The following is a 24700-nucleotide window of genomic DNA, read 5'->3' as shown; positions in this document are numbered from 1 at the left end:
TATGCCACACTAAATTCAAATGTTAGATGTCAGACATCTTACAGATATCCACATCGCCACCGATTACACCCACAATGGAGTGCAGCATGACGCTTGAAGCAGAAGTCCTGGCCGCCTTTCCGGCCGAAGTCCGGATCCCTGCAGCGATGGTGGCCGACGCCGTCGCCGCGTCCAGCGCCGAGTCGCCCCGCATGCTGGTGGTCCTCGACGACGACCCCACCGGAACGCAGTCCGTTGCGGACCTGCCCGTCCTCACCCGCTGGGACGTCGAAGACTTCATCTGGGCCTTTGGCCAGGCCAAGCCCGCCGTCTACGTGCTGACCAATACGCGCAGCCTGGACCCCGCCGAAGCCGCCGCCCGCAACGAGGAAGTGGTCCGCAACGCGCTCGCCGCCGCCGGTTCCGGCATTGATTCAGGCCTCCGGCTCGGCTTCGTGAGCCGCAGCGACTCCACCCTCCGCGGCCACTACCCGCTCGAACCCGACGTCATCGCGGCCACCGTGGCCGAGGTCAGCGGAGAAGCAACCGACGGCGTGGTCCTGGTCCCGGCGTTCCCCGACGCCGGACGCGTGACCATCGGCGGCGTGCATTACATGCGCGGCACCGGAGAGGACGCCGGCAAGCTGACGCCCGTGGCCGAGACCGAATTCGCCAAGGACGCCACGTTCGGCTTCGCCAACTCGGACATGGCCAAGTACGTGGAGGAGAAGTCCCGGGGACGCTTCGCCGCAGAGTCCGTGATCGTGCTGGACCTGAACGTCATCCGCGCCTCGACCGATCCGCAGGTCACTGCCAACGCCATCGCCGATGCCATTGCGCCCGCGACGAACTCCACCCCGATCGTCGTGGACATCGTCACCGAGAACGACCTCCGCGCCCTGTCCCTGGGCCTGGAAGAAGCCGAACGGCGCGGCAAGAAGCTGCTCTACCGTGTGGGCCCGCCGTTTGGACGTGCCCGGATCGGCCAGGAAATCCGCGCCGAGCTCAGCGGCGCCGAAGCCTACGCCGGCAACACTCCGTCCACCGCGGGCGGCCTGATCGTGGTGGGCTCCCACGTTGGCGTCACTACCCGCCAGCTCAAGGCCCTCACCGAACAGCACAGTGCCGCACGCATTGTGGAAATCGACGTCGAGAAGCTGCTGGGCGACGCTGCGGACTCCTACCTTGACCAGACCGTGGACACCGTCGTGGAGGCGTTGCGCGGCGGGGACGTCATCGTCCACACCAGCCGCCTGCTGATCAAGACCGACAGCCCCGCAGACAGCCTGCGGATCGCGCGCACAGTGTCCGCCGCCGTCGTCGCCGTAGTGAACCGGACGCTCAAGACCTTCCCGCCGCGCTTTGTCATCGCCAAGGGCGGCATCACGTCCTCCGACGTCGCCGCGCACGGCCTGGAAATCCGGCACGCCATTGTCCGCGGGCCCATGCTGCCGGGCATCGTCTCTCTTTGGGAACCGGTGGACGGCCCCGCCAAGGGCATCCCGTACATCGTGTTCGCCGGAAACGTGGGCGACGACCAGTCGCTCGCCGACGTCACCCGCAAGCTCAGCAACACTTTCTAATCCCCACCGGCTCCATCCCGAAGTTTTCAAAGGAGAACACCATGACCAGCAACTACACCATCACCGTCCTGGGCCTTGGCGCCATGGGCCTGCCCATGGCCACCCGCCTGGCCAGCGAGCTCACCGTCCACGGCTTCGACATCGCCGAGCCGCGCCTGAAGCTCGCCGAAGAAGCCGGCATCCGCACCTTCGCCTCCGCCCGGGAAGCCTCCAAGGGCGCCGACGCCCTGCTCCTGGCAGTACGCAACGGCGAGCAGCTCAACGATGTCCTCTTCGGCGAAAACGGCGTGGCCTCCGTGCTGGAGCCGGGCGCCGTCGTCATCCTGGGCAGCACCGTGGGCACCGAAGCCATCCCCGCCACCGTGGCCCGCCTCGCCGAATTCGGCGTCGAGCTCGTGGACGCGCCGCTGTCCGGCGGCCCCAAGCGCGCCGGCGAAGGCGACCTGCTGATCGTGGTCGGCGCGTCCCACGAAGCCCAGGAGAAGGCCCGCCCCGCGCTGGAACTCCTCGCTTCCACCCTGACCGTGGTGGGCGACAAGCCCGGCGACGGCCAGGCCCTCAAGACCGTCAACCAGCTCCTGTGCGGCGTCCACATCGCCGCCGCTGCCGAGGCCCTGGCACTGGCCGACGCCCTGGGCCTGGACCAGGAGAAGACCCTCAAAGCCCTCGAGGCCGGTGCCGCGGGTTCGTTTATGCTCTCCAACCGCGGCCCGCGCATCCTCGAGGCCTACACCGAGGAAGGCGCCGAGGTCCTGTCCCGCCTGGACATCTTCGTCAAGGACATGGGCATCGTGGGCAAAGCCACCCGCGCTGCCGGACTCGCGGCCCCCGTTGCCGCAGCGGCCGAGCAGCTGTACCTCCTGGGCCAGGCCCAGGGCCTCGCCGCCGCTGACGACTCCGCCGTCATCAAGGTAGTCGCGCCCACCAGGCGCACAGCCTAAGCACCAGTGCTGCACCACCGCTAAAGCACCTCCCCGTAAAGCCCGACGACGGCGGTCCCCCCTCCGCCGTCGTCGTACCTCCCAGCGTTCCCTTTAAGAGCGTTCCCCAACAGAAACAGTTAGCGCCTGATTGCCCGTCTTCTGGAAGACTGGCTCGTCAAAGGAGACACCGTCATGAACCACCTGATGAACCCCCTGATAGTGCGGGCGGCCGACGCCCCCGCCATCAAACCGGCAGTAGAACTAGGCACACCTCTGCTGCTCACCATTGCCGCCGTTGGCATCGCCATCCTGCTGGTGATGATCATCCGCTTCAAGATCCAGGCCTTCGTGGCGCTGCTGACCGTCAGCATCCTGGTGGCCGTGGCTTCCCAGATCCCGCTCAAGGACGTCTTCACGGTGGTGGCCACCGGAGTGGGCGGCACCATGGGCAAGGTAGCCCTGCTGATTGCGCTCGGCGCCGTCCTGGGCCGGATGATCGAAGTTTCCGGCGGCGTCCAGTCGCTGGCCGCGCACTTCACGGAGAAGCTCGGCGCCAAGCGGGTTGCGGTGGCCCTGACCGCCGTCGGCTTCCTGGTTGCCATTCCGGTGTTCTTCGAGGTGGGCATCATTGTGCTGGTCCCCATCGTCTACGCCTTCGCCAAGATCGCCAACGTCCACCCGGTCAAGTTCGGCCTGCCCATGGCGGGCATCATGCTCTCCATCCACGTTGCTGTCCCGCCGCACCCGGGCATCGTCGCCGGCGCCGGTGTGTTCGGTGCCGACATCGGCCTGATCACCCTCATCTCGCTGCTGATCTGCGTCCCGCTCGGCTTCCTGTCCTACTGGGTTGCCGGCATCATGAACCGTAAAGAATACGAGCTCCTCCCGGGCGTCAAGGCACAGGTGGACGAATTCGGTTCCGACTCCCTGGTCAAGGTCGGCCACGACGGCCCCGGAGCCGTCGGCATCGCCCCGCCGCGTCCGGCCCTGATCATCTTCCTCATCGCCGCCCCGATCGTGCAGATCCTGATCGGTACCCTGGGCACGCTCACCATCCCCAAGGACAATTCCTGGTACGGCCTCGCTGCGTTCATCGGCAACCCGTTCTTCGCCCTGCTGGTGGCTGTTGCCCTGTCCTTCTTCCTGCTGGCTGTCCGCCGCAACTGGTCCCTCAAGGAAACCGGCGAGATCTTCGAAGGCGCACTGCCTCCCATCGCCTCCATCCTGATGGTGGTCGCTGCCGGCGGTGTGTTCGGTGAGGTGCTCCGCACGTCCGGAATCGGTGCCGCGCTGTCGCAGACCCTGGACCACCTTGGCCTGCCGGTCATTGTGCTCGGTTTCGTGATCTCCCTGGCACTGCGCGCAGCCCAGGGTTCGGCAACCGTCGCCATCGTCACCACCACCGGCCTGCTGACGTCGGCCGTGATGGAAGGCGGCTACTCGCCGGCCCAGATCGCCATCATCGTGATCGCTATCGGCTTCGGCTCCCTGGGCCTGTCCCACGTGACCGACGCCGGCTTCTGGACTGTGGTGCGCTACTACGGCCTCACCGTTTCCGACGGCCTCAAGACCTGGACCGTGCTGACCACCATCCTGGGCCTGGCCGGCTTTATCCTCACCTTTGTCGCCTGGATCCTGGTGGGAGGCCTGGGCGTCTGATGCGCACCCGACTCGACCACCTCGTCACCTCCGCCCTCCAGCAGGGCTCCGCCGTTCCGGCGTTCACGTGCTACGACTTCACCACAGCGCTGGCCGTTGTGGGCGCTGCCGAGGACGCAGGCCATGGGGTCATCCTGCTGGTGGCCCCCAAGACGGCCGCCACGGCCAACGGCCTGCGGCTGATCGCCGCGCTCCGCGGCCTGGCAGACGCCGCGTCCGTCCCGGTGGCGGTCCAGCTGGACCACGCGTCGGACCTCGCAGTGATGGCCGACGCCGTGGCCGCTGGGGCGGATTCGGTCCTCGCGGACGGCTCCTCCCTTCCGTATGAGGACAACATTGCGCTGGTCCTCGCGGCCCGTGAGGCGCTGGGTGCCGACGTAGTGCTTGAGGCGGAACTCGGCGGCCTGGCCGGCGACGAGGACCGGGCCTTCGGCGCGGACGACGCCGGAGTGGCGGTGGCCGGCCTGACCGATTCCGCCCAGGTGGAGGACTTCGTGGCCCGGACCGGCGCACAGCTGTTGGCCGTGGCCGTGGGCAACGTCCACGGTAAGTACAAGGGCGAGCCGCAGCTGCGCTGGGATGTCCTGCAGGACATCGCCGTGCGGACCCACATCCCGCTGGTGCTCCATGGCGCGTCCGGCATTCCGGCCGGCGAGTTGGTCAAGGCCGCCGCAATGAACGTGGGCAAGGTCAACTTCAACACCGAGCTCCGCACCGGTGTGCTGTCCACGCTCCAGGACCAGCTGCCGGCGCACCGGGCCGACGGCGAAAACCTGCAGGGCCTCCTGGGCCACTGGAACACCTCGGCCAGGGAGTTCGCAACCGCCGCGCTGGGCATGCTCACGCGCTGATTTTCCGGACCTGATGAACGGGTCAGCGCAGGGGAGGGAGGCTAGGATCAGCACATGATCCTGGCCTCCCTCCTTTTTGCGTTCCTTGCCGCAGCCCTGCACGTCTACATCTTCACGATGGAATCGCTCACCTGGACCAGGCCCGCCACCTGGAAACGCTTCGGCGTCGCTTCACAGGTCGACGCCGAAACCACCAAACCCCTCGCCTACAACCAAGGTTTCTACAACCTGTTCCTGGCCATCGGGGCGTTCATCGGTACCGGCTGCGTGGCGTTCGCCGCCGCGGGGTCGGCGCCGTCCGTAGCCGGCTGGACCCTGCTCTTCAGTTGCTGCGGATCCATGCTGCTGGCCGCCGTGGTGCTCGCCCTGAGCGGGAAAAAGTACCTCCGCGCAGCCGCCACCCAGGGCGCCACGCCGCTGCTCGCCGTCGTACTGGGGCTCGTGGCGCTGAACCTGTAACGCACGATCTCCAGCGCGGCACCTTGCCGCAGCCGGACCGTCCGGGCGGAGAATGTAGGTAACAACAACATCCGGCGCTTGTAGGGACCGTACGTGAGTGGTGTGCAGGAGCAGGGGGCAACCCCGCAACACGGACCTGTTGGTCGGCGCGACGCTGAACGCGACCTGGTCATCGACCTCGTCCGGTTCTTCTGCCTGGCACTGGTGGTAGTGGGGCACTGCATGATGGTCAGCCCGGTCCTGCACCGGGACGGCACCGTCACCACCGAAAACACCCTCACGTCGCAGGGCTGGTTCGTACCCGTCATCTGGATTTTTATGGTGATGCCGCTGTTCTTCGTGACAGGCGGAACCACCGGCCTGCAGTCCTGGCAGCGGCTCAAGGTCCGGGGCGGCACCGGCTTCGAGTTCGCCCAGGCCCGACTGCTCCGCCTGGTCCGGCCGGCGGCGGCGCTGTTGGCCTGCATGTTCCTGGGTCTGTGGGCGGCCCTGCTGCTGGGCGTTGACCCCCAGGTGATCCAGCTGATGACCGCCGGCGCGGGCATGCCGCTGTGGTTCCTGGCCGCGTATCTCGCCGCGCAGCTGAACATTCCCCTGCTGGCCCGCTTCCATGACCGTGCGCCCTGGCTGACGGTGGGGGCGCTGGCCGGGCTGGTGGTGGCCGTGGAGTGCTTCCGCGGCGTCCTGCCCCTCTTGGCCTACGCCAACCTGGTGTTCCTGTGGTGCGCAGTGCAGCAGCTGGGTTTCCTGATGGCGGACGGCCACTTTACCCGGGTGTCCCGGTCCGCCTTGGTGGGGCTGGTCGTCGCGGCCAACCTGCTGTTGGGCGTGGTGACGGGGCTGGGCCTGTATTCCGGGGACATGCTGGTGAACCTGAACCCGCCCAACCTCTGCCTGCTGCTGCTGGGCGTATCGCAGGCGGCCTTCCTCCAGCTGGTCCGCCCCGGGCTCGGCTGGGTTGCGGGGGTGCGCTGGGTCAGTGCGCTGGTGTCTGTCGCCGGGCGCCGGTCCATGACGGTCTATCTCTGGCACCTTCCCTTGCTGGTGGGGATGTCAGGGCTCCTGCTGCTCACCGACTTCCCCAAGCCGGCCGCCGGAAGCGCTGGATGGTGGTGGGCGCGGCCGCTGGTGCTCCTGGGCGTGGTTGCACTGCTGCTTCCCGTCCTGGCCGCCTTCGGGCGGCTGGAGGAACGTCCGACGGCGTCACTCCACACCCGGGGCCGGCCCGCCGGTGCGGTGGTGACCGCCGCCGTCGTGGTCTTCATTCCGGTGACCGATGCCGCCTTCAACGGCCTCACGCTGGGCCTCCTGGGCGGGGGAGCAGCATGCTTCGCGCTCGCCGTGCTGCTGCTGGGCAGGATGCCGGAGCGGGTGCCGGAGCAGCCCCGGGCGGCCCGCGGCGGACTGTCCGGCGGGCAGGAGGGCGGGCCATTGCCAGCAGGGCCAAGTAGTGCCAGTGTCGAACCATGACCGAGAACATGATTTCCACCGAGGACGAATTCAGCCCCGACGTTTCACTGGCGCGGAACGACGCACACCACTGCTACGAGCTGCGGGTCGGCGGGAAGGTGGCTGTGCAGTCCTTTTTCCGGGACCGGCCGGGGCATATAGATTTCACCCACACGGAGACGGCCGAGGAGTTCAAGGGCCAGGGCCTGGGCAAGGTGCTGGCGCATTTCGCGCTGGATGACGTGGTGGCCTCGGGGAAACGGATCATCCCGCATTGCCCCTTCATTTCCGGCTACCTCCGCCAGCATGAGGGGTACGAACAGTACATCGACTGGCCGGAGGACGTTTAGTCGAATTTCTTGGGCGAGCTGGTTAATCGAAGTGGGTGAACGGTTCCTGGCTGGAGATTGAGGCGACCAGGTTCTCCGCCAGGGTCCGGAGCTTCTGGTTCCTGCCGCTGGAGGCCCTGACCAGAATGGCCATGGCCTCCTCCTGCGAGCAGCGGTTCTGGCCCATGATGATGCCGGCGGCGAGGTCGATCGCCGTCCGGGATTCCATGGCTGCCCTGAGGTCCGCCGCCAGCTGCTGGCCGGCGGCAACACGCACTGCCAGCCGAAGCGAACTCTGGGCATGGGCGGCGAACAGCTCCGCGTTGCTGATGGACTCTGACCCGAAGGCGTTCACTTCCGGGGCGAAAATATTCAAGGCTGCCCTGGAGTCCTCGTCCAGGGTCAGGGGAACGGCCAGGACGCTGAGCTGGCCCATGTCTGCGATGGCCTGCCCGTATTCGGGCCAGCGTGTGTCGTGCCGGGTGTCAGGGACGAGGACCGTGGTGCCGCTGTTCATGGCCTGCAGGCACGGTCCGGCGCCATGGTTCTGCTGGATCTCGTCCATCAGCCGGGCCTGCGGATCACTCCAGGCCGCTGTAGTGGTCCGACGCTGCCGGCTGAGCGTCACAGCGCAGACCACAGGGAGCTCCATTGCTTCGGAGAGGGCACGGGCCGAGTAGTCGCAGAATTCGTGCAGGAATTCGTTGACGTCCCGGCTGTCGACTACCAGGTTCTGGAGTTGTTCAGCCACGGCGTCGTCGGCGCGGCTCTGCGCCTCAAACGCTGACTTGTCCATAGCCTCAGTTTAGGCCTGACCCCATGAAAAAGGTGGGTTCCAGGGGTCCTCGCCCAGCGTTGGTCAAGCCGCCGCGCCGTCATTCAACTACGCAGTATTGTGAGCTGCTCAACATTTTTATAAAGTCGATGGTGGGCCATGCAGTGTGCCCGCGGGCACCTATGCGGAGATCGCCATGAGCCACAAACTTTCCCATCACAAGCTTCGGATTGTTGTCCACGTTGATGTGGACCGCGGAAACATCAGCGTTGATGTCGGAGGCTGCCTGACGCAGAACAATTTTCCGGCGCTGCTGCACCTGCTCCTCCGGGCGCAGCGCCTCGCCTCCGCCCCCCAGATAGCCCTGGACCTGCGGCACGCCATCCACCTTGACGCCGGCGTCCTGGCACATCTTCGCCACATCGCCAGTCCTGGCTCGCACCGATCAGGGCAGCATGCGGCCATCCATCACGCAATGGGGCTTGCTGCTGCTGCGGCGCTGGAGGAGGTCGACGACTTCCGCCTGTCGCTGCTCGAGCCGGTCTACCTGCCGGTGTGCCCCATCCATTCGGCCGCCGACTTCGAAGCGGCGCGCCGGGACGCTGCCGACGCCGCGGTGGTTGGCCACCCCAGCCAGCCCACCGACCCCGTCCATCCGGTGCGTCCGTCCCGCGCCGCGGCAACCAAACGCTCCCGGCGCGAACATGCAGCTAAAGCCCTCCGCGTCCATCATTGAGGGCCTTGTCTGCACGTTCGCGCGGGCATTTTGCCCCTGATCGGCGACGTGCGCCAGTCAATGACGCGTTCGGGACCCCTAATGTGCCCGCATTCCCGCGGTTTCGATAAATAGGTCACAAAAGTTTGACGAAAAGGCATGCCTAAGTAAGGCTTGCCTTGCTAAAGACCCCCAACGTCAAAACTAAGGATGACCACCGTGCCGCTGCTGCCCCGTGTCGATGAGATGTACGTGGATGAGAACCAGGTGGGCCATGCCCTGCCCGGACAGGATTTTGGCTCCCGCGTGGAGCTTGCCCTCGCCGCCACCAACCATCTGTTCAACACCCGGAACTCCAACCGTTACGTGGCGCAGGTGCTGCAGGGCGTCAACGCAGTTGCCACCAAACTGGACCGCACCGCCCGGCCGTTCACCGGCGTCGGACCTGCCGAAATGAAGGCGCGCATCGGTGCCGTGGACCTGGACCGCCCGCTCCCGGACACCGCCGCTGCCCTCGAGGAGCTCGAGTCCGTCTACCTCCGGGATGCCATCTACTTCCACGATGCCAAGTACGCCGCCCACCTGAACTGCCCGGTGGTGATCCCGGCGCTGGTGGGGGAGGCCATCCTCTCCGCGGTGAACTCCTCGATGGACACCTGGGACCAGAGTGCAGGCGCCACCATGATCGAGCGCCGGCTCATCGACTGGACCGCCGAGCGGCTGCAGCTGGGGGCGGCTGCCGACGGCGTGTTCACTTCCGGCGGCAGCCAGTCCAACCTGCAGGCCCTGCTGATCGCCCGCAACCACGCCGTGGCGGGCCTGCGCCAGGAACCGGCCAACACCGGACTCCGGCTGCCCGCCCTGCTTGAAAAGCTGCGCATTTTCACGTCCGCGGACAGCCATTTCAGCATCCAGAAATCCGCATCGATGCTCGGTATGGGTTTCGACGCCGTCATCTCCGTCCCGTGCGCCGCTGACCACAAAATGGACCCTGCCGCCCTCGCCGAGGCCATGGCGGAAGCGCACGACGCCGGGCTGGTGCCGATGGCGGTTGTGGCCACCGCCGGAACCACTGACTTCGGCGCCGTGGACCCGCTCGCGGAGCTCGCGGCACTGGCCCGCGCCTACGGCGCGTGGTTCCACATTGATGCCGCGTATGGCGGCGGGCTGATGGTTTCGAACCGCTACCGCCACCTGCTGGACGGCACGCGGCTGGCCGATTCCGTCACCGTGGATTTCCACAAAACGTTCTTCCAGCCCGTCAGCTCCAGCGCCCTGCTGGTCCGGGACCGCGCCATGCTGCGGCACGTCACCTACTACGCGGACTACCTGAACCCGGAAAGCGCCGCCCTGGCCGAGATCCCCAACCAGGTGGACAAGAGCATCCAAACCACCCGGCGCTTTGACGCGCTCAAGCTGTGGCTGACCCTGCGCATCATGGGCGCGGACGCGGTCGGCGCCCTGTTTGACGAGGCCATCGACCTTGCCACCCGCGTGGGGTCCGTGCTGGCGGCCGACGACGACTTCGAGCTCGCCGCCGACCCTCAGCTCAGCACGCTGGTCTTCCGGTACCGGCCGCATGTCTCTGGTTCTGTGTCTGGTGCTGATGCTGGTGCTGGTGCTGGAGCGCTTGCCGACAGCGGCGGTCGGCTCTCCGAGGACGCGGCCGACGCCCTCAACCCGGCCATCCGCGCGGCGGTCTTCGCCTCCGGCCAGGCCGTGGTGGCCGGCACCAAGGTAGCTGGTCGGCACTACCTGAAGTTCACCCTCCTCAACGCCGAAGCAACGCTGGGGGACATCAGGGAGATCATCGAACTGCTCCGCCGCACCGGCGCGCAGCTGCTGGCCAACACCGCCACGACGGGAGCATCCGCATGAGCACCCCGGACTTTGGCACTTCTGCAGAACCGCGCATTTACGACTTCGCCGGCATCGGCGTCGGGCCCTTCAACCTGGGCCTCGCCGCCCTCAGCGAGCCGGTGGACGGCCTGGACGGCGTCTTCCTGGAACAGCGGGAATCCTTCGACTGGCACCCCGGCATGATGCTGGAGCCGGCCCACCTCCAGGTGCCGTTTATGGCTGACCTGGTGACTCTGGCCGACCCCACCTCGCCGTATTCGTTCCTGAACTTCCTCAAGCAGACCGGACGCCTCTACCGGTTCTACATCCGCGAGAACTTCTATCCGCTGCGCGCTGAATACAACCAGTACTGCCAGTGGGTGGCCGGCCAGCTCCGGTCCGTCCGTTTTAGCACGGCTGTGCTGGATGTAACGTACGACGCCGGCGTGTACCGCCTTTCGCTGCAGGGTCCGGAGGGGCCAGAGGTGCTGCTGGCGCGGCGCCTGGTGCTGGGCACGGGCACCTCGCCCTATATGCCGGCGTCCTGTGACGGAATAGTCGACGCGGCGGCCAACGGCGGGGGACTTGTCCTCCACAACGCCGAATACCTGTCGAGGAAGAGTGAGCTGCAGACCAAACGCAGCATCACCATCGTAGGCAGCGGCCAGAGCGCCGCCGAAATCTACTACGAGCTCCTGCAGGACATCGACACGTTCGGGTACCAGCTGAACTGGGTCACCCGGTCCGGCCGGTTCTTCCCGCTGGAGTACACCAAGCTCACGCTGGAGATGACCTCGCCGGAATACGTGGACTACTTCCACGGGCTGCCGCAGGACCAGCGCGACGGCCTGATCAAGAGCCAGAAGAACCTCTACAAGGGCATCAACTCCGAGCTGATCGACGCCATCTACGACCTCCTGTACACCAAGAGCCTCTCCGGCATGGTGGACACCCAGCTCCTCACGCACTCATCGCTCACCGGCGCCGCGTGGGATCCGGCCGCCGGTTCCCACACCCTGCAGCTCAGGCACGAGGAACAGGGCACCGACTACGCGCTGGACAGCGAGGCCGTGGTCCTGGCCACCGGCTACACCTACCAGGAACCGGGCTTTCTGGTAGGTGTCCAGGACCGGATCGCACGGGACAGAGCCGGCCGGTTCGCCGTGGCACGCAACTACAGCACCGGCGTCGAACCCGGCGAAATCTTCGTCCAGAACGCCGAACTGCACACGCACGGCTTTGTCACCCCGGACCTGGGCATGGCTGCCTACCGCAACTCGTGCATCCTGCGCGAGATCACCGGCCGCGAGGTCTATCCAGTGGAGCGCAGCATCGCGTTCCAGCAGTTCGGCGCGCCGGAAACTGTTCCGGCCGGAGCAGGCCCGGCCCGGGAAGAGCACACACAAAAAGCGGAGGTGACCGCATGAGCTTCACATTCCGCTGCGTTGACGCCGTTGCCGACGCACCCCTCCTCCACAGCTGGGTCACCCAGCCCTACGCGTCGTTCTGGGGGATGCTGTCCGCCACAGTCGACAGGGTTGTGGAGGAGTACACAACGATCCAGTCCAGCGGGCACCACCATGCCCTGCTGGGGCTCGACGGCGGCGTCCCCGCCTTCCTGATGGAGGAGTACCGTCCGTCCGCCTCACCGCTGGCCGCCGCCTATGCCGTACAGGACGGCGACATCGGCATGCACCTGCTGGTGGCGCCGCCGTCGGAAGGTCCCAAACCCGGGTATACCGCCGCGGTGATGGACGCCGTGCTGGACCGGCTGTTTGCGAAGCCGGGCGTGGAACGCGTTGTGGTGGAACCGGACGCCCGGAACACCAAAATCCATGTGCTCAATGAGCGGCTCGGCTTCCAGCCGGCAGGAGTCGTAACGCTGCCGGACAAGGAAGCTCTGCTCAGCTTCTGCACCCGCCAGGACTACCTCGCCGCCCGCGCGGCGCTCCGCAACCCCCAAGACCTTTCCGCCCCGATCCACCAGGGAGCCACACTGTGACCACCATCGAGCTGGACCCAACCGCCGCCGCCATGGCGGGAACCACCGCGGACACCGTGCCGCACCTCGCGCCGGAACGCTGGGCCACGGCCAACCGCCACCTGGTCCGCAAGGCACTTGCCGAATTCCTGCACGAACGCATTCTGGTGCCGCAGCGGCTGGGCTCCGGCGCGGGCTCAGGCGCGGGCGCCGCAGACCCGGCTGAGCCCGCCGTGTACGTGGTCCGCAGCGACGACGGCTCCACGGCGTACTCGTTCACCGCCCGCGTCCTGGAGCTGGAGCACTGGTCGGTGGACGCCGCGTCCATCCGCTGCACCCGGAACGGTGGGGATGCCGCCCCCGACGCATTGCATTTCATTACCGAGTTCAAGGACACCTTGGGGATTCGCGAGGAAATGCTCCCGGTCTACCTCGAGGAGATCAGCAGCACCCTGGCCGGGCACTCCTACAAGCAGTGGCTGGGGCAGCCCTCGGCCCAGGAGCTTGTTGCCGGCGTGACGGGCGGAACCGACCCGGCGGCCGACTTCCAGGCCATCGAGCGCAGCATGACCGAAGGCCATCCGTGTTTCGTGGCCAACAACGGCCGGCTGGGCTTCGGCATCAGTGACTACCGGGCGTTTGCCCCGGAAACCGGGGCTCCTGTCCGGATCGAATGGATCGGGGTGCACCGCAGCAAGGCTGTCTTCACGTCCAGCGCCGCACTGGACTACCGTGCCCACCTGGAGGCCGAACTGGGTGCCGGGGTCCTGCAGTCCTTTGACGCCGAATTCACCGCCCAGGGCGTTGACCCGGCCGGGTACTTCCTGATGCCCGTGCACCCCTGGCAGTGGGAAAACAAGCTCACCGTCACGTTCGCCGCCGAAATCGCGCAGCAGCACATCATCCACCTGGGGACAGGCCCGGACAGCTACCAGGCCCAGCAGTCCATCCGCACGTTCTTCAACACCAGCGCCCCGGCGAAGAGCTACGTCAAGACGGCGATGTCGGTCCTGAACATGGGCTTCATGCGGGGCCTCTCGCCGCAGTACATGAAAGCCACCCCGGCAATCAACGACTGGCTGCAGGACCTGATCCGTTCGGACGACGCCTTGCAGAAGCGCGGCCTGGCCATGATCAGCGAGATAGCGGCCATCGGCTACCACAACGGCTACTACGAGGCCGCGTCCGCCAAGGGCTCGCCGTACCGGAAGATGCTGTCGGCGCTGTGGCGGGAAAGCCCGCTTCAGCTGCTGGAGGATGGCCAGCAGCTGGCCACGATGGCGTCGCTGCTGCACGTCGATTCAGCCGGTAAGCCGATGGTTTCCGCCCTCATCGAGCGGTCCGGACTGGAACCTGCCGAATGGCTGCGCCGCTACTTCGAGGCCTACCTTGTTCCGCTGGTCCACTGCCTCTACCGGTACGAACTGGCGTTTATGCCGCACGGCGAGAACGTCATCCTGGTGCTGGAGGACGGCGTGCCAGTCCGGGCAGTCATGAAGGACATCGCCGAGGAAATCGTGGTGATGGGGGACCGGCTGGACCTCCCCGAAGAAGTGTCACGCATCCGCGCGGACATTCCCGACGGCGAAAAGGTGCTGGCCATCTTTACCGACGTCTTCGACTGCATCTTCCGCTTCCTCGGCGCGCTGCTGGTGGAGGACGGAAAGCTCAGCGAGGAGGAGTTCTGGGGCACCGCCGCCCGGGTCATCCGGGATTACCAGGCCGAGAATCCGGAGCTGGCGGACCAGTTCGCCCGCCACGACCTGTTCGCCACCGATTTTGAACTGTCGTGCCTGAACCGGCTGCAGTTGCGGAACAACCAGCAAATGCTCGACCTGACCGACCCGTCCGGCGGGCTGCAGATGGCAGGGCGGCTGAAGAACCCGCTGGCAAGGTTCGCCTTATAGGCTGGGGGCATGACGCCTCGGGACGATAAGACCACAGCCCTCATCACCGGTGCCAGCGCCGGGCTGGGCGCGGAGTTCGCCCGCCAGCTGGCGGCCCAGGGACACAACGTGGTGCTGGTGGCCCGGGACCGGGCCCGGCTGGAAAAGACGGCGGCGGACCTGGAACGGCGGTACGGGATCACGGCTGAGGTGCTGCCCGCGGACCTGACGGACGACGGCGGTGTGGCCGCCGTCGTCGGACGCCTCGCTGCCGCGGAAAATCCGGTGGGCGTCCTGGTCAACAACGCGGGCATCGGCCTGCTCCACAACTTCGAGCAGAACCACATCGACGAGGAGAAACGGCACCTGAAGCTGCACGGTGAGACGGCCATGGAACTGAGCCACGCCGCGCTGCAGGGCATGCTGGAACGCGGTTCGGGGCGGATCATCAACGTGGCCAGCGTGGCGGCGTTCCTGCCGCGCGGCACGTACTCGGCCGCGAAGGCGTGGCTGCTCAGCTTCAGCCGCTGGGCCAACCTGGCCTACTCGGCGCGGGGCGTGAAGGTTACGGCGGTGTGCCCAGGCTTCACCCACACCGAGTTCCACGACCGGATGGGCATGGACAAGTCGGTTGCGCCTGCCTGGACCTGGCTGACTGCCGAGCGGGTGGTGCGGGAAGGCCTGGCCGACAACCTTCGCGGTAAGGCCGTGTCCATCCCCTCGAAGCGCTACAAGGCCCTGGCTGCTGCGGTCCGCGTGCTGCCGGACCGGTTAGTTACCGGACCGGCGCGCAAGGCGAAGTAGCGGGCTCCGCCCTGGCCGGGTCCTTACCGCCACGACCACGAGGATTCCCACGAGCGCGCCCACAAACGTTTCCACACCGCGTTCCAGGATGAGCACGGCGGGGTCGATCGGTGCCGCCAGCTGCGTCATCAGCAGGATCACGGGCGTGAAGGAGACCATGGCCAGGCCGTAGTGCCGGGCCATAAACAGCTCGGTGGTGAACTGGAAAACGATGACCAGGATGGCCAGGACCGCCACCTGCTGGGCTGCGAACAGCGGCGCCAGCGACCACGGGGCCTGGACAAGGACGACGGCGGTGACGGCCAGTCCGAGGAATGTCCCCACAATGCGGTGGATTCCCCGCCGGACCCGGCTGGGGAGGTCGGCCCCGGCCAGCGGGACAGCAGCGGCTGCCATGGCCCAGTGCGGATGTCCGCTGCCGCTGATGACCCCGATGGCTCCCGCCAGGCCGACAGCCAGCGTGTACCTGGCCGCGTGCACGGCGGCCGCCCGCCCTGCCGCACCGCGGAGGGATACGACGTCGCGCGCGGCTCCCGGCTGCCAGGCCCGGCCGCGGACCCAGCCGCCGAAGCCCACCAGGATGGAGAAGCCAGCCGCTCCGGCGGCAATCAGCAGGGCGGCGTACCAGGGGACGGCCATAGGTACAGAGGCGCAGGCACCCAGGGCGAGGATGCCGAAGAACGGGCCGTTGGGCTTGAGCTTCACACGGTCCGAATACACCGAACCGACGCCGGCGAGCACCGCCTCCACCACCACCAGCCACCACGACTGGAGGTGGTTAACGGATAGGAAGACGCCCACGGCCACCCCGCTGAGGAGAACCAGCGCAGCCTGGGACTGGTGCCGGAGCCGCAGCTGGTGCGGTTCGGACCGTCCGTACATCCCTGTCAGGGCGCCGAACACCGCGTAGATGATCAGGTCGGCGCGCCCCAGAAGCAGCAGGAGGAGCGAGGGGACAGCGACACTGAGGGCAACGCGGAGCGCCGCCAGGTGGTCGTTGTTCGCGGGTTCCAGCCGGTGGAGGGCGCGGACCTGCCGCAGCACTGGCTTCACGCGTTGACACCCCTCGTGTGGTTGGCTGCCCCGAGCGGGGCCTTTCAAAATTATCTCCCGGCGCACGGCTAAGGCCCGCCCCGCGTGCTTCCCCCAAGGAAAGAAAGCGGGACGGGCCTTTGAGCGGGCCAGATAAACAGCGGCTACAAGACGGCCCGGACAGGCCGGTTTGTTTGTTGCGGTGCTTAGACTGCGGTGCTTAGACTCCGGCCGGAACCTTGGTGGCCGAGGCGTCGGTGATGTCCTGGGTTTCGAACGGCATGTCGTCCAGGTCGATCAGCGGGTTCTCGTCCTGGGTGGCAACCAGTTCCCTGGCCTCCGCCTGGGTGTCCACGCTGGGCATGGAGCCGGGCAGGGGCCGCTGGGCTGATTCCTTGAGGAAGTAGATCGCGACAGCTCCAACCAAGGAGGTGCCCATCAGGTAGTAGGCCGGCATCATGTCATCGCCGGTCGCCGTGATCAGCGCGGCAACGATGAACGGGGTAGTACCTCCGAAGATGGCAACGGCGAAGTTGTAGGCGATACCCATGGCGCTGTACCTATTAGCCGTCGGGAACTGTGCGGGCAATGCCGAAGCAAGGTTCGCAACATAGAACGTCACCGGGAAAGCGATCAGTGAGAGGCCTGCCAGCGTGGACCAGACGGATCCGATGCCGATCAGCAGGAACGCCGGAGTCGCCAGCACTACGGTGCTGATGGCGCCGATCCACAGGACCGGCCGGCGGCCGATGCGGTCGGACAGCTTGCCCGTCAGCGGGATGCACAAGGCCATAACCACCAGCACAGGGATGGTCAGCAGCGTGCCGTGGACGGGATCGTAGCCCTTGGACTCAGTGAGGTACGTCGGCATGTAGGACGTCAAGGCGTAGCCGGCAGTGTTGGCAGCGGCGACCAGGATCATGGCCACGATGAGAGAGCGCCAATAGGCCTTGACGATTTCGACCGGACTCTTGGCGGCATCCACGTCAGCTGCGGCGGCGGCCTGCCCGATGGATTCCTGGGCATCCAGGGTTGCCTGGAACTGAGGGGATTCCTCGATCTTATTCCGGAAGTAGATGGCGATGAGGCCCAGGGGACCAGCAATCAGGAACGGAATCCTCCAGCCCCATTCCTCCATGGCGGTCTGGCCAAGGGTGAGCTGCAGGACAGAAACCAACGCCGCACCCAAAGCGAAGCCAAGGTAGCTGCCCATGTCCAGGAAGCTGGCAAAGAAGCCGCGGCGCTTGTCCGGAGCGTATTCGCTGACGAATGTGGTGGCACCGGCGTATTCACCGCCGGTGGAGAAGCCCTGCACGAGCTTCAGGATTACCAGGAGCGCGGCGGCCCAGATGCCGATCTGCGCGTATCCGGGCAACAGCCCGACGGCGAAAGTGCTCGCCGCCATGAGCATCAGTGTTGCGGCGAGAACCTTTTGCCGCCCCACCTTATCGCCGAGCCAGCCGAACACGACGCCGCCGAGTGGACGGGCAATGAAGGTGGCGGCGAACGTTCCGAGCAGGAACAGCGTCTGGACGGATTTGTCGGCTTCAGGAAGGAAGACCGGCCCCATGGTCGTGATCAGGTAGCCGAACACACCGACGTCGAACCATTCCATGGTGTTTCCCACGATGGTTCCGCCGAGTGCTTTTTTCAGCATGGGCTGGTTGACAACATTCACGTCGGACTCCTTGAGCCGGCGACGTGCAAGAATCTTTGGTTTCCGCACACTGGATGGTGCGGTTGGTGGCATTACATTGTTGGTTCCGCTGGCGCTGTTAACGCCTGCTGAAGAGTCGGTCATGCTTCGGTCTGTGGGCATTTGGGCAACTCCTATGGAGGTCATTTGCTTGCGACTTGTAGCTGCCCCGCTCTGGGCAGGCCTTCAATTTTACGCGAATTCCGTGGCAATTGAGAGTTCGATGCCGTAGGATCACCCGTTTCAAGGCGTTTTGGGCCATTGTCGTCTGATTTCTTTTCGGCGCTTTGGCCGCGCCATCACTGGGAATCAGGCCCTTCGGTGCCATCGTTACCTAATCTTTTTCTTCCAGGCCGCTTTAGGGCGGCTTTCGGCAGCCCGTTCAGGCCCAATCGTGACGCCCGCCACGGCCCGGCCGGCCACGGCAGGATGTCCCCGGCGGCCCAAAACGGGGGTTCACAAGCGAGGTGCAAGCTGCCTATTGTTGTGCCATGGGAACACTGATTTTTGAGTAGGCGGACGCCTGCGGCCCGGACTGCCCGGCCCCCGTCCACGCTGATCTCGTCAGATACGCTGATCCTCCTCAGAAAGGTTCCACCCAATGACTGAACAAAACACTCCCAGTGAGCCCGACACCGCCGGCGAAAAACCAGAAGCCAAGGGCATCAGGGCCGGGCTCACCGAAGCGCAGCGGGCAATGCTCGCCAGCAAGTCCCGGGGTGGCGACTCCGGGCTGCAAAGCGTTGGCAAGAACCACAAGCCCACGCATGCAAGCGGCAAACAGGGGCCGGTCGAGAAGAAAGTCCGCTGGTAATTCCAGCCCCGGAAAGGCACGCCAGTCTTACTGCTGGTAAACACTTCATTTCATTGCGGAAAGGAAGAAAAATGGCTGAAAAACATACTGGGTCCAAGGTCGCACCGGAGGTCGCGGAACACCTCGCGGCAGCCATGGACAAACCGTCCATGCCAGGGCCGGCCACCATTGCCGTGAGCACCGCCATGGCGGGGATGCAACGCTGGCCGGACGGAAACGGCAAGCGCCGCCACCCCAAGGAACGGGGCTCCTCCCACGGACGCGCCGGCCAGGAAGCAGCGGTGACGGCCGTGCACCGGACCGGCCGCCCGCAGATGCCGCACTCATCCTAGGAATCCTGGGCCGGACGACGCGCATCTGACCTGACGACATGCAAAAGACCTGACGACACCCGTATTCGCGTGTCGTCAGGTCTTTTCCGTTTCCCCGGTGACTTTGCGCGTCGCCAGCGCAGCGGCGCTAGGACTCGTCCACCACCTCGTCCGCGGCCTTGTCCAGCCGCCACCCCCGCCACACCGGATGCCGAAGCTTCCCGGTCCCTGTCCATTGGCCAAACGTCACCTCACCCACCAGCCGCGGCGTCACCCAGCGGGCGTCGGAGGCATCCTCGCGGGGGACTTCGTCGAACGGGGAGGTTTTCCGCGCGAGGCCGTCCACTGTCCGCCGCAGTTCCGTCAGTTCGCGCAGGCTGAAGCCGCTGCCCACGCGGCCCACGTAGCGAAGTTTGTTGCCGTCGGGGATGCCCACCAGGAGTGAACCCACCGACTCCTGCCGGCCGCCTTTGCCCGGCCGCCAGCCGCCCACCACCACTTCCTGGGTCTGCTCCAGCTTGATCTTGATCCAGGTCCGGGTCCGTTGCCCGCTGACATACCGGCTGTCCGTCCGCTTGGCCATCACGCCCTCGAGCCCCAACTCCCGCGCGCTCTCCAGGATGTGGTCGATCCGGTCATCCAGGACCGGGGACAGCTCCACAGGGCAGGCCGACGGCTGGTGGAACTCCTCAAGCCGTTGCCGTCTCTTGCCGAAAGGAAGGCGGCGGAGGTCCTTGCCGCCGTCGGACAGCAGGTCAAAAAGCATCAGCCGCACGGGGATGGCGGCGCGGGCCTTGGTGACGTCGGCGGGCCGGGTCAGCTTCATGCGTCCCTGAAGTACGCCGAAGTCGGGTTTGCCGGAAGGCCCGACGGCGAAGATCTCGCCGTCGGCGACGAACGGCCGGTCCGGCCAGCAGGTCCGGTCGGTCAGCTCGGGGTAGGTCGCGGTGACGTCGTTGCCGTTGCGGCTGAAGATCCGGACCTTCTCTTCGTCGGCGACGATCACGGCCCGGACGCCGTCCCACTTGAGTTCATACTTCCAGTCGCTGCCGTGGAGGTCGGCGGCGGTTCCGGCGGTGGCCATCATGGGCCTGAGGTCCTCGATGGCAGCCTCGGACGCCGGACCAGGCTCCTGTTCGTTTTCGTTCCCCTCGGCCCCGTTCCCGGGCCCATCATCATCCGCCGGGGCCTTTCTCGGATGGAACGTGTGGTGGTCCTTATCCATCAGATGGATGAGCCACTGTCCGTCTGAATCCCTGCCTTGCCCCCGGCCGGTGTTGATCAGGGCGAATTTCCTGGTCCCGCCCAGGCCTCCGCCCTCGGAACCGGTGAGCGTCGCTATAACCTCCCGGCCGTTGATCCACTTCTCAAGTTCGTACGTGCCGTGGTCCCAGATGGTCACTTCGCCGGCGCCGTACTGACCCTTGGGAATGGTGCCCTCAAACGTGGCGTAGTCCAGGGGGTGGTCCTCGGTCTGGACCGCCAGGTGGTTCTTCCCGCCCGAGTCCGGCACCCCCTTGGGCAGTGCCCAGGACACCAGCACGCCGTCATGCTCCAGCCGGAAATCGAAGTGCAGCCTGCTGGCATGGTGCTCCTGGATCACAAACGTGTCGCCGTTTCCTTCGGCGCCCGTGAACGGTTCGGGCGTCGCGTCCGGGTCGCGCATCGAACGGTACTTTTCGAGGCGCGGGTGAGTGCCGCCGTCGTGCTTGGTCTCGCCCGGGTTCCCGGAACTGGTGGCGACGGCGGCGAACGGGTCCTTGCCTGCCTTCACCCGGCGCATCACGGCGTTGTAGTCGAGGTGCTGGAGGTTCGGTGAACTGAGCTCCCGCCAGGTTCTTGGGGCGGCAACCGTGGGGGCGTGCCTGCCCCGGAGGGAGTAGGGAACGATGGTGGTTTTGGCGGCGCTGTTCTGGCTCCAGTCCACCAGGACCTTGCCCTTGCGCAGCGTTTTCTTCATGTCGCTGACGGCGAGGTCGGGGTGGTCTGCCTCCAGGGCGCGGGCCAGTTCGTGGGCAAAGTCCGAGATCTGGTCGGAGGTCTGGGTTCCGTCCAGGCCGGCGTAGAGGTGGATGCCCTTGCTGCCGCTGGTCACCGGCACGGGGTCCAGGCCCACGTCCTGCAAAATGGCCCGCGCCAGGAAGGCCACCTCCACGCATTCTTCGAGCCCGGCGCCGTCGCCGGGATCCAGGTCCAGGACCAGCCGGTCGGGATTCAGCTGCTTGCCGTGGGAGTCCACCTGCCACTGGGGCACGTGGATTTCCAGTGAATTGATCTGGCCAAACCAGGTAAGCGTGGCCGGATCGTTGACCATCGGGTAGTAGATGGTGCGGTCCTTGTGCGTGATCGCCGCGCGGGGCAGCCAGCCCGGGGCGGAATCCTCCAGGTTCTTCTGGAAAAACACTTCGCCGGGATTCTCCGCCGTGCCCACGCCGTTGACCCACCGCTTGCGGGTGGCGGGACGCCTGGCGGCGGCCGGGATCAGGACATGTGCTACGGCGGCGTAGTACGCCAGGACGTCGGCCTTGGTGGTGCCGGTCTCCGGATAGATGATTTTGTCCAGGTTGGTCAGGGTCAGCTCCCGCCCCGCCACCCGGACACGCTCTTTAGCGCCGGCCAAAGGTCTTCACCTCCGGCGCTGCGTGCGGTTCACTTGAGGGATGAGAGCCATCTGGAAAGGTGCCATCGCGTTTGGCCTGGTCAACGTGCCCGTGAAGGTCTACAGCGCCACCGAGGACCACGACATCAGCCTCCACCAGGTCCACAACGCCGACGGCGGCCGGATCCGGTACCAGCGGCGCTGCGAGGTGTGCAGCCAGGTCATCGACTATTCGGACATTGACAAGGCTTTTGAGGACGGCGGCCGGACCGTGGTGCTGTCCAAGGAGGAACTGAAGTCCATTCCGGCGGAGAACAGCCACGAGATCGAGGTGGTCCAGTTTGTCCCGTCGGAGCAGCTGGAACCCATGATGTTCGAAAAAAGCTATTACCTGGAGCCGGACTCCAAATCGCCCAAGGCCTATGTCCTGCTGCGCCGGGCGCTTGAGGACACGGACCGGGTGGCCATCGTCCAGTTTGCCCTGCGCGAGAAGACCAGGCTGGGGGCGCTGCGCATCAAGGACGACGTGCTGGTGCTGCAGTCCCTGCTGTGGCCTGACGAGGTCCGGGAGGCCAGCTTCCCGGCCTTGGATGAGTCCGTCCGCATCTCCGCCCAAGAGCGCGAAATGTCCGCGGCGCTCGTGGAGTCCATGGCCGCGGACTTCGATCCGGACCACTTCACCGATGACTACCAGATCCAGCTCCGCACGCTCATCGACGCCAAGCTGGAAAAGGGCGACTCCCTGGACACCGACGAGACGTTTGGTGTGGAAGCCGGCGAAGGCGGCAAGGGTGAAGTGATTGACCTGATGGAAGCCCTCAAGCGCAGCCTGGACCGGAAGCGCGGCGGTGGTTCCGCGGCGGCCGCCAAGGATACCGACGCCGACGAGGACGAAGCAGGCGAGGCTCCGGCGAAATCCGCTGCCGGGAGTAAGTCCGGAACAAAGAGCGCCGCTGGAACCAAGACTGCTGCAGCCAAGTCCAGCACAGCAAAGTCCACCACCACTAAGTCCACCACCCGCAAGCCCGCGGCAAAGGCGGACTCGTCGGCTGCCAAGCCTGCGGCGAAAGCCACCACCACGCGGGCGCGCAAGGGCGCGTGATCCTGCACGCGTGCCTGATGCTGTGGACCTCAGGGCCGCTGGTGCGGTGATGGCGGCCGCCTAGGAGTTCCGGAGCGCGGAGATGAGCTCGCTCTTTTTCTTGGCGGAGTAGCCGGTGAGGCCTACTTCCTTGGCCCTGGCCTTGAGCTGCGGGACTGTCCAGTCGTCGTAGTCGCCCGACTTTCCGCCCTTGCGGCCCACGGCGGAGCGGCCCTTCTGGGCTGCCGCATTCGAGATGCGGGCGGCCTTCTGTTTGGACGCGCCGTCCTCGCGAAGTTCCTCGTAGAGCTCGGGATCCTTCAGGCTGGGGTTTTTCTTGCCTGGCATGTCATCCTCCTCAAACCGGTGGCCCGTGCGCGGCGGCACTGTCTTTGCTGGTCAGGCTCCACGCTATGTCCGGGCCTGCGCAAAAACAAGGAACCCTAAGTTCGCTTGCTTTCTGGCCCGGCCAGCACCTTCGGACGCTTTACACCCCGGCCCGCTGCGGCCACAATGGGTCGCATCGCAGCCCTGTTACCGCAGCGTGCTGTCGCTCGAAACCTGCCACAGGAGAGGGACACCGACATGAATGACACAACGGACGTCAAAGATGCCGACCGTGCACTGAAGCAGAAGCACCGGGCCATGTGGGCGTCGGGGGACTACCCCGCATTGGCCAGCGAACTGATCCTGGACCTCGGAGCCATTCTGGTTGATGCGTGCGGAATCAAAGCCAAACAGCGTGTTCTGGATGTGGCGGCCGGGGCCGGCAACGCTGCCATCCCTGCGGCCATGATGGGCGCCCAGGTGATCGCCAGCGATCTCACTCCGGAACTGTTCGACGCCGGCCGGCACCAGGCGGCCGACCGCGGAGTTTCGCTGGAATGGCGGGAAGCCGATGCCGAGTCCCTGCCGTTCGGGGACAACGAATTCGATGTGGTCTTGTCATGCCTGGGCGTGATGTTCGCGCCCCATCACCAGGCGGGGGCGGACGAAATCGTACGGGTATGCAAGCCCGGCGGAACGATCGGGCTGCTGAGCTGGACGCCCGAAGGGTTCATCGGAAAGATGTTCGCCACCATGAAGCCGTTCTCGCCTCCGCCACCGCCCGGGGCCCAGCCGCCGCCGCTCTGGGGCAGTGAGGACCACGTGCGTGAACTCTTCGGCGACAGGATCACCGACATCAAGGCGCAGAAGCGCACCGTGGCCATCCACAGCTTCCACCAGCCGGAGGACTTCCTGCGGTACTTCAAGTCCCATTACGGCCCCACCATCTCCGTCTACAAATTCCTCGCCGACGACGAAGACAAAGTCAAAGCCCTGGACAAAGCCCTCACGGAGCTGGCTGATTCCTTCGGTGATGCCCATGGCGATGCCGCGTGGCAAATGGAATGGGAATACCTGCTGCTCACGGCACGGAAGGCTAAGTGATGGCGGTCGGCCATGTGGCGACGTCCAGCATCAGCATCGATGCCCCGCCGGACCAGGTCTGGGGCGTCATCACCGATCCGGCAGCCGTGAAGGAGTTTATGTTCGGGGCCGACCTCGTCACTGACTGGACGGTGGGCGGGCCCATCGCCTGGCGCGGGGAATGGGAAGGAAAGCCCTACGAGGACAAGGGGAAAATCCTCGAAGTTGAACCCGGGCACAAGCTCGTCCACACCCATTTCAGCCCCCTCGGCGACGAGGAGGACAAGCCCGAGAACTACCACACGCTGACCTGGACGCTGGAGGACAAGGACGGGCAGACGCAGCTGACACTCTCGCAGGACAACAACGCCAGCGAAGATGCGGCCGAGCACTCCAAGGGCATGTGGGACATGCTCGTGGCCGACGTCAAGAAGATTACTGAACGCGGCTGACCACCTGGTTGGGCCAAGCGGTTAAAGCAGGCGGCCGCCGTCGCGCCCGTTCCCCACAAGGGGAGGGCGCGAC

General features: G+C 66.0%; 23 protein-coding genes. 18 read left to right on the top strand and 5 right to left on the bottom strand.

Features of this window, described 5'->3' with window-relative positions:
* Window positions 1–86 precede the first annotated feature (86 nt).
* The 7 genes from ABV518_RS07185 to ABV518_RS07155 all read left to right on the top strand — a co-directional run bounded on the left by ABV518_RS07185 (window position 87) and on the right by ABV518_RS07155 (window position 7253).
* Window positions 87–1562: a four-carbon acid sugar kinase family protein gene (locus tag ABV518_RS07185; RefSeq protein WP_367766184.1), complete on the top strand. Its 1476-nt coding sequence runs from the start codon at window positions 87–89 to the stop codon at window positions 1560–1562.
* A gap of 41 nt (window positions 1563–1603) precedes the next feature.
* The gene (locus ABV518_RS07180; protein WP_367766183.1) at window positions 1604–2503 is read left to right on the top strand and encodes an NAD(P)-dependent oxidoreductase; all 900 of its coding nucleotides are present in this window, start codon (window positions 1604–1606) and stop codon (window positions 2501–2503) included.
* 174 nt (window positions 2504–2677) lie between these two features.
* Window positions 2678–4144: a GntP family transporter gene (locus tag ABV518_RS07175; protein ID WP_367766182.1), complete on the top strand. Its 1467-nt coding sequence runs from the start codon at window positions 2678–2680 to the stop codon at window positions 4142–4144.
* Window positions 4144–4995 (top strand): class II fructose-bisphosphate aldolase, encoded by an 852-nt coding sequence (locus ABV518_RS07170; protein ID WP_367766181.1) that lies wholly within the window; start codon window positions 4144–4146, stop codon window positions 4993–4995. The genes ABV518_RS07175 and ABV518_RS07170 overlap by 1 nt, the downstream gene beginning before the upstream one ends.
* 54 nt (window positions 4996–5049) lie before the next feature.
* A complete protein-coding gene (locus tag ABV518_RS07165) occupies window positions 5050–5454 on the top strand; it encodes a DUF1304 domain-containing protein (RefSeq protein WP_367766180.1) in 405 nt (134 codons plus the stop codon).
* 102 nt (window positions 5455–5556) lie between these two features.
* A complete protein-coding gene (locus ABV518_RS07160) occupies window positions 5557–6924 on the top strand; it encodes an acyltransferase (RefSeq protein ID WP_367766569.1) in 1368 nt (455 codons plus the stop codon).
* The gene (locus ABV518_RS07155; RefSeq protein WP_310162314.1) at window positions 6921–7253 is read left to right on the top strand and encodes a GNAT family N-acetyltransferase; all 333 of its coding nucleotides are present in this window, start codon (window positions 6921–6923) and stop codon (window positions 7251–7253) included. Before ABV518_RS07160 ends, ABV518_RS07155 begins: the two co-directional genes overlap by 4 nt.
* Before the next feature lie 22 nt (window positions 7254–7275).
* On the opposite strand, the gene ABV518_RS07150 is transcribed toward ABV518_RS07155, so the two are convergent.
* Window positions 7276–8028, bottom strand: a complete 753-nt coding sequence (locus tag ABV518_RS07150) for a GAF and ANTAR domain-containing protein (RefSeq protein ID WP_367766179.1) — start codon at window positions 8026–8028, stop codon at window positions 7276–7278.
* Between the two features lie 175 nt (window positions 8029–8203).
* On the opposite strand from ABV518_RS07150, the gene ABV518_RS07145 reads away from it, so the two are divergent.
* The 6 genes from ABV518_RS07145 (at window position 8204) to ABV518_RS07120 (ending at window position 15232) form a co-directional block, all read left to right on the top strand.
* Window positions 8204–8743 (top strand): hypothetical protein, encoded by a 540-nt coding sequence (locus ABV518_RS07145; RefSeq protein WP_367766178.1) that lies wholly within the window; start codon window positions 8204–8206, stop codon window positions 8741–8743.
* Between the two features lie 225 nt (window positions 8744–8968).
* Complete coding sequence (locus tag ABV518_RS07140) at window positions 8969–10600, top strand: aspartate aminotransferase family protein (RefSeq protein WP_367766568.1); 1632 nt, start codon at window positions 8969–8971, stop codon at window positions 10598–10600.
* Entirely contained in the window at window positions 10597–11988 is a 1392-nt protein-coding gene (locus ABV518_RS07135) for a lysine N(6)-hydroxylase/L-ornithine N(5)-oxygenase family protein (protein ID WP_367766177.1), read from the top strand. Before ABV518_RS07140 ends, ABV518_RS07135 begins: the two co-directional genes overlap by 4 nt.
* Window positions 11985–12563 (top strand): GNAT family N-acetyltransferase, encoded by a 579-nt coding sequence (locus ABV518_RS07130; RefSeq protein ID WP_367766175.1) that lies wholly within the window; start codon window positions 11985–11987, stop codon window positions 12561–12563. The genes ABV518_RS07135 and ABV518_RS07130 overlap by 4 nt, the downstream gene beginning before the upstream one ends.
* 32 nt (window positions 12564–12595) lie before the next feature.
* On the top strand, window positions 12596–14449 hold the full coding sequence (locus tag ABV518_RS07125; protein WP_367766567.1) for an IucA/IucC family siderophore biosynthesis protein: 1854 nt from the start codon (window positions 12596–12598) through the stop codon (window positions 14447–14449).
* Window positions 14450–14458: 9 nt separating this feature from the next.
* On the top strand, window positions 14459–15232 hold the full coding sequence (locus tag ABV518_RS07120; protein ID WP_367766174.1) for an SDR family NAD(P)-dependent oxidoreductase: 774 nt from the start codon (window positions 14459–14461) through the stop codon (window positions 15230–15232).
* Here the strand turns inward: ABV518_RS07120 and ABV518_RS07115 are convergent.
* Both ABV518_RS07115 and ABV518_RS07110 read right to left on the bottom strand, forming a co-directional pair.
* On the bottom strand, window positions 15200–16285 hold the full coding sequence (locus tag ABV518_RS07115; protein ID WP_367766173.1) for an FUSC family protein: 1086 nt from the start codon (window positions 16283–16285) through the stop codon (window positions 15200–15202). The genes ABV518_RS07120 and ABV518_RS07115 overlap by 33 nt on opposite strands.
* Before the next feature lie 199 nt (window positions 16286–16484).
* Window positions 16485–18083 carry an MFS transporter gene (locus tag ABV518_RS07110; protein ID WP_367766172.1) on the bottom strand — a complete coding sequence of 533 codons (1599 nt, stop codon included), beginning with the start codon at window positions 18081–18083 and terminating at the stop codon, window positions 16485–16487.
* A 478-nt stretch (window positions 18084–18561) separates the two neighbouring features.
* On the opposite strand from ABV518_RS07110, the gene ABV518_RS07105 reads away from it, so the two are divergent.
* Window positions 18562–18774: a hypothetical protein gene (locus ABV518_RS07105; protein WP_367766171.1), complete on the top strand. Its 213-nt coding sequence runs from the start codon at window positions 18562–18564 to the stop codon at window positions 18772–18774.
* Between the two features lie 71 nt (window positions 18775–18845).
* Window positions 18846–19106, top strand: coding sequence for a hypothetical protein (locus tag ABV518_RS07100; protein ID WP_131133323.1), 261 nt, complete (start codon window positions 18846–18848; stop codon window positions 19104–19106).
* A 127-nt stretch (window positions 19107–19233) separates the two neighbouring features.
* Here ABV518_RS07100 and ABV518_RS07095 read toward each other — a convergent pair whose 3' ends face one another.
* Complete coding sequence (locus ABV518_RS07095) at window positions 19234–21705, bottom strand: ATP-dependent DNA ligase (protein WP_367766170.1); 2472 nt, start codon at window positions 21703–21705, stop codon at window positions 19234–19236.
* A 40-nt stretch (window positions 21706–21745) separates the two neighbouring features.
* On the opposite strand from ABV518_RS07095, the gene ABV518_RS07090 reads away from it, so the two are divergent.
* On the top strand, window positions 21746–22786 hold the full coding sequence (locus ABV518_RS07090) for a Ku protein (RefSeq protein ID WP_367766168.1): 1041 nt from the start codon (window positions 21746–21748) through the stop codon (window positions 22784–22786).
* A gap of 60 nt (window positions 22787–22846) precedes the next feature.
* On the opposite strand, the gene ABV518_RS07085 is transcribed toward ABV518_RS07090, so the two are convergent.
* The gene (locus ABV518_RS07085; RefSeq protein WP_367766167.1) at window positions 22847–23113 is read right to left on the bottom strand and encodes a Rho termination factor N-terminal domain-containing protein; all 267 of its coding nucleotides are present in this window, start codon (window positions 23111–23113) and stop codon (window positions 22847–22849) included.
* 237 nt (window positions 23114–23350) lie between these two features.
* Between ABV518_RS07085 and ABV518_RS07080 the strand changes: the two genes are divergently transcribed.
* Complete coding sequence (locus ABV518_RS07080) at window positions 23351–24196, top strand: class I SAM-dependent methyltransferase (protein ID WP_367766166.1); 846 nt, start codon at window positions 23351–23353, stop codon at window positions 24194–24196.
* The gene (locus tag ABV518_RS07075) at window positions 24196–24627 is read left to right on the top strand and encodes an SRPBCC domain-containing protein (protein ID WP_367766165.1); all 432 of its coding nucleotides are present in this window, start codon (window positions 24196–24198) and stop codon (window positions 24625–24627) included. The genes ABV518_RS07080 and ABV518_RS07075 overlap by 1 nt, the downstream gene beginning before the upstream one ends.
* Window positions 24628–24700: the final 73 nt, after the last annotated feature.

Origin of the sequence: Arthrobacter sp. HS15c (assembly GCF_040812005.1) — a bacterium.
GTDB lineage: Bacteria > Actinomycetota > Actinomycetes > Actinomycetales > Micrococcaceae > Arthrobacter.
Note: the sequence above shows the minus strand (reverse complement) of the source record. Positions and strands in the feature narration are given on the sequence as shown.

Bases quoted from the DNA above. Each gene is read 5' to 3' on its own strand.
- ABV518_RS07185 (WP_367766184.1), top strand. From the start codon at position 87: ATGACGCTTGAAGCAGAAGTCCTGGCCGCCTTTCCGGCCGAAGTCCGG.
- ABV518_RS07180 (WP_367766183.1), top strand. From the start codon at position 1,604: ATGACCAGCAACTACACCATCACCGTCCTGGGCCTTGGCGCCATGGGC.
- ABV518_RS07175 (WP_367766182.1), top strand. From the start codon at position 2,678: ATGAACCACCTGATGAACCCCCTGATAGTGCGGGCGGCCGACGCCCCC.
- ABV518_RS07170 (WP_367766181.1), top strand. From the start codon at position 4,144: ATGCGCACCCGACTCGACCACCTCGTCACCTCCGCCCTCCAGCAGGGC.
- ABV518_RS07165 (WP_367766180.1), top strand. From the start codon at position 5,050: ATGATCCTGGCCTCCCTCCTTTTTGCGTTCCTTGCCGCAGCCCTGCAC.
- ABV518_RS07155 (WP_310162314.1), top strand. From the start codon at position 6,921: ATGACCGAGAACATGATTTCCACCGAGGACGAATTCAGCCCCGACGTT.
- ABV518_RS07150 (WP_367766179.1), bottom strand. From the start codon at position 8,028: ATGGACAAGTCAGCGTTTGAGGCGCAGAGCCGCGCCGACGACGCCGTG.
- ABV518_RS07145 (WP_367766178.1), top strand. From the start codon at position 8,204: ATGAGCCACAAACTTTCCCATCACAAGCTTCGGATTGTTGTCCACGTT.
- ABV518_RS07140 (WP_367766568.1), top strand. From the start codon at position 8,969: ATGTACGTGGATGAGAACCAGGTGGGCCATGCCCTGCCCGGACAGGAT.
- ABV518_RS07135 (WP_367766177.1), top strand. From the start codon at position 10,597: ATGAGCACCCCGGACTTTGGCACTTCTGCAGAACCGCGCATTTACGAC.
- ABV518_RS07130 (WP_367766175.1), top strand. From the start codon at position 11,985: ATGAGCTTCACATTCCGCTGCGTTGACGCCGTTGCCGACGCACCCCTC.
- ABV518_RS07125 (WP_367766567.1), top strand. From the start codon at position 12,596: ATGGCGGGAACCACCGCGGACACCGTGCCGCACCTCGCGCCGGAACGC.
- ABV518_RS07120 (WP_367766174.1), top strand. From the start codon at position 14,459: ATGACGCCTCGGGACGATAAGACCACAGCCCTCATCACCGGTGCCAGC.
- ABV518_RS07110 (WP_367766172.1), bottom strand. From the start codon at position 18,083: ATGCCCACAGACCGAAGCATGACCGACTCTTCAGCAGGCGTTAACAGC.
- ABV518_RS07105 (WP_367766171.1), top strand. From the start codon at position 18,562: ATGACTGAACAAAACACTCCCAGTGAGCCCGACACCGCCGGCGAAAAA.
- ABV518_RS07100 (WP_131133323.1), top strand. From the start codon at position 18,846: ATGGCTGAAAAACATACTGGGTCCAAGGTCGCACCGGAGGTCGCGGAA.
- ABV518_RS07090 (WP_367766168.1), top strand. From the start codon at position 21,746: ATGAGAGCCATCTGGAAAGGTGCCATCGCGTTTGGCCTGGTCAACGTG.
- ABV518_RS07085 (WP_367766167.1), bottom strand. From the start codon at position 23,113: ATGCCAGGCAAGAAAAACCCCAGCCTGAAGGATCCCGAGCTCTACGAG.
- ABV518_RS07080 (WP_367766166.1), top strand. From the start codon at position 23,351: ATGAATGACACAACGGACGTCAAAGATGCCGACCGTGCACTGAAGCAG.
- ABV518_RS07075 (WP_367766165.1), top strand. From the start codon at position 24,196: ATGGCGGTCGGCCATGTGGCGACGTCCAGCATCAGCATCGATGCCCCG.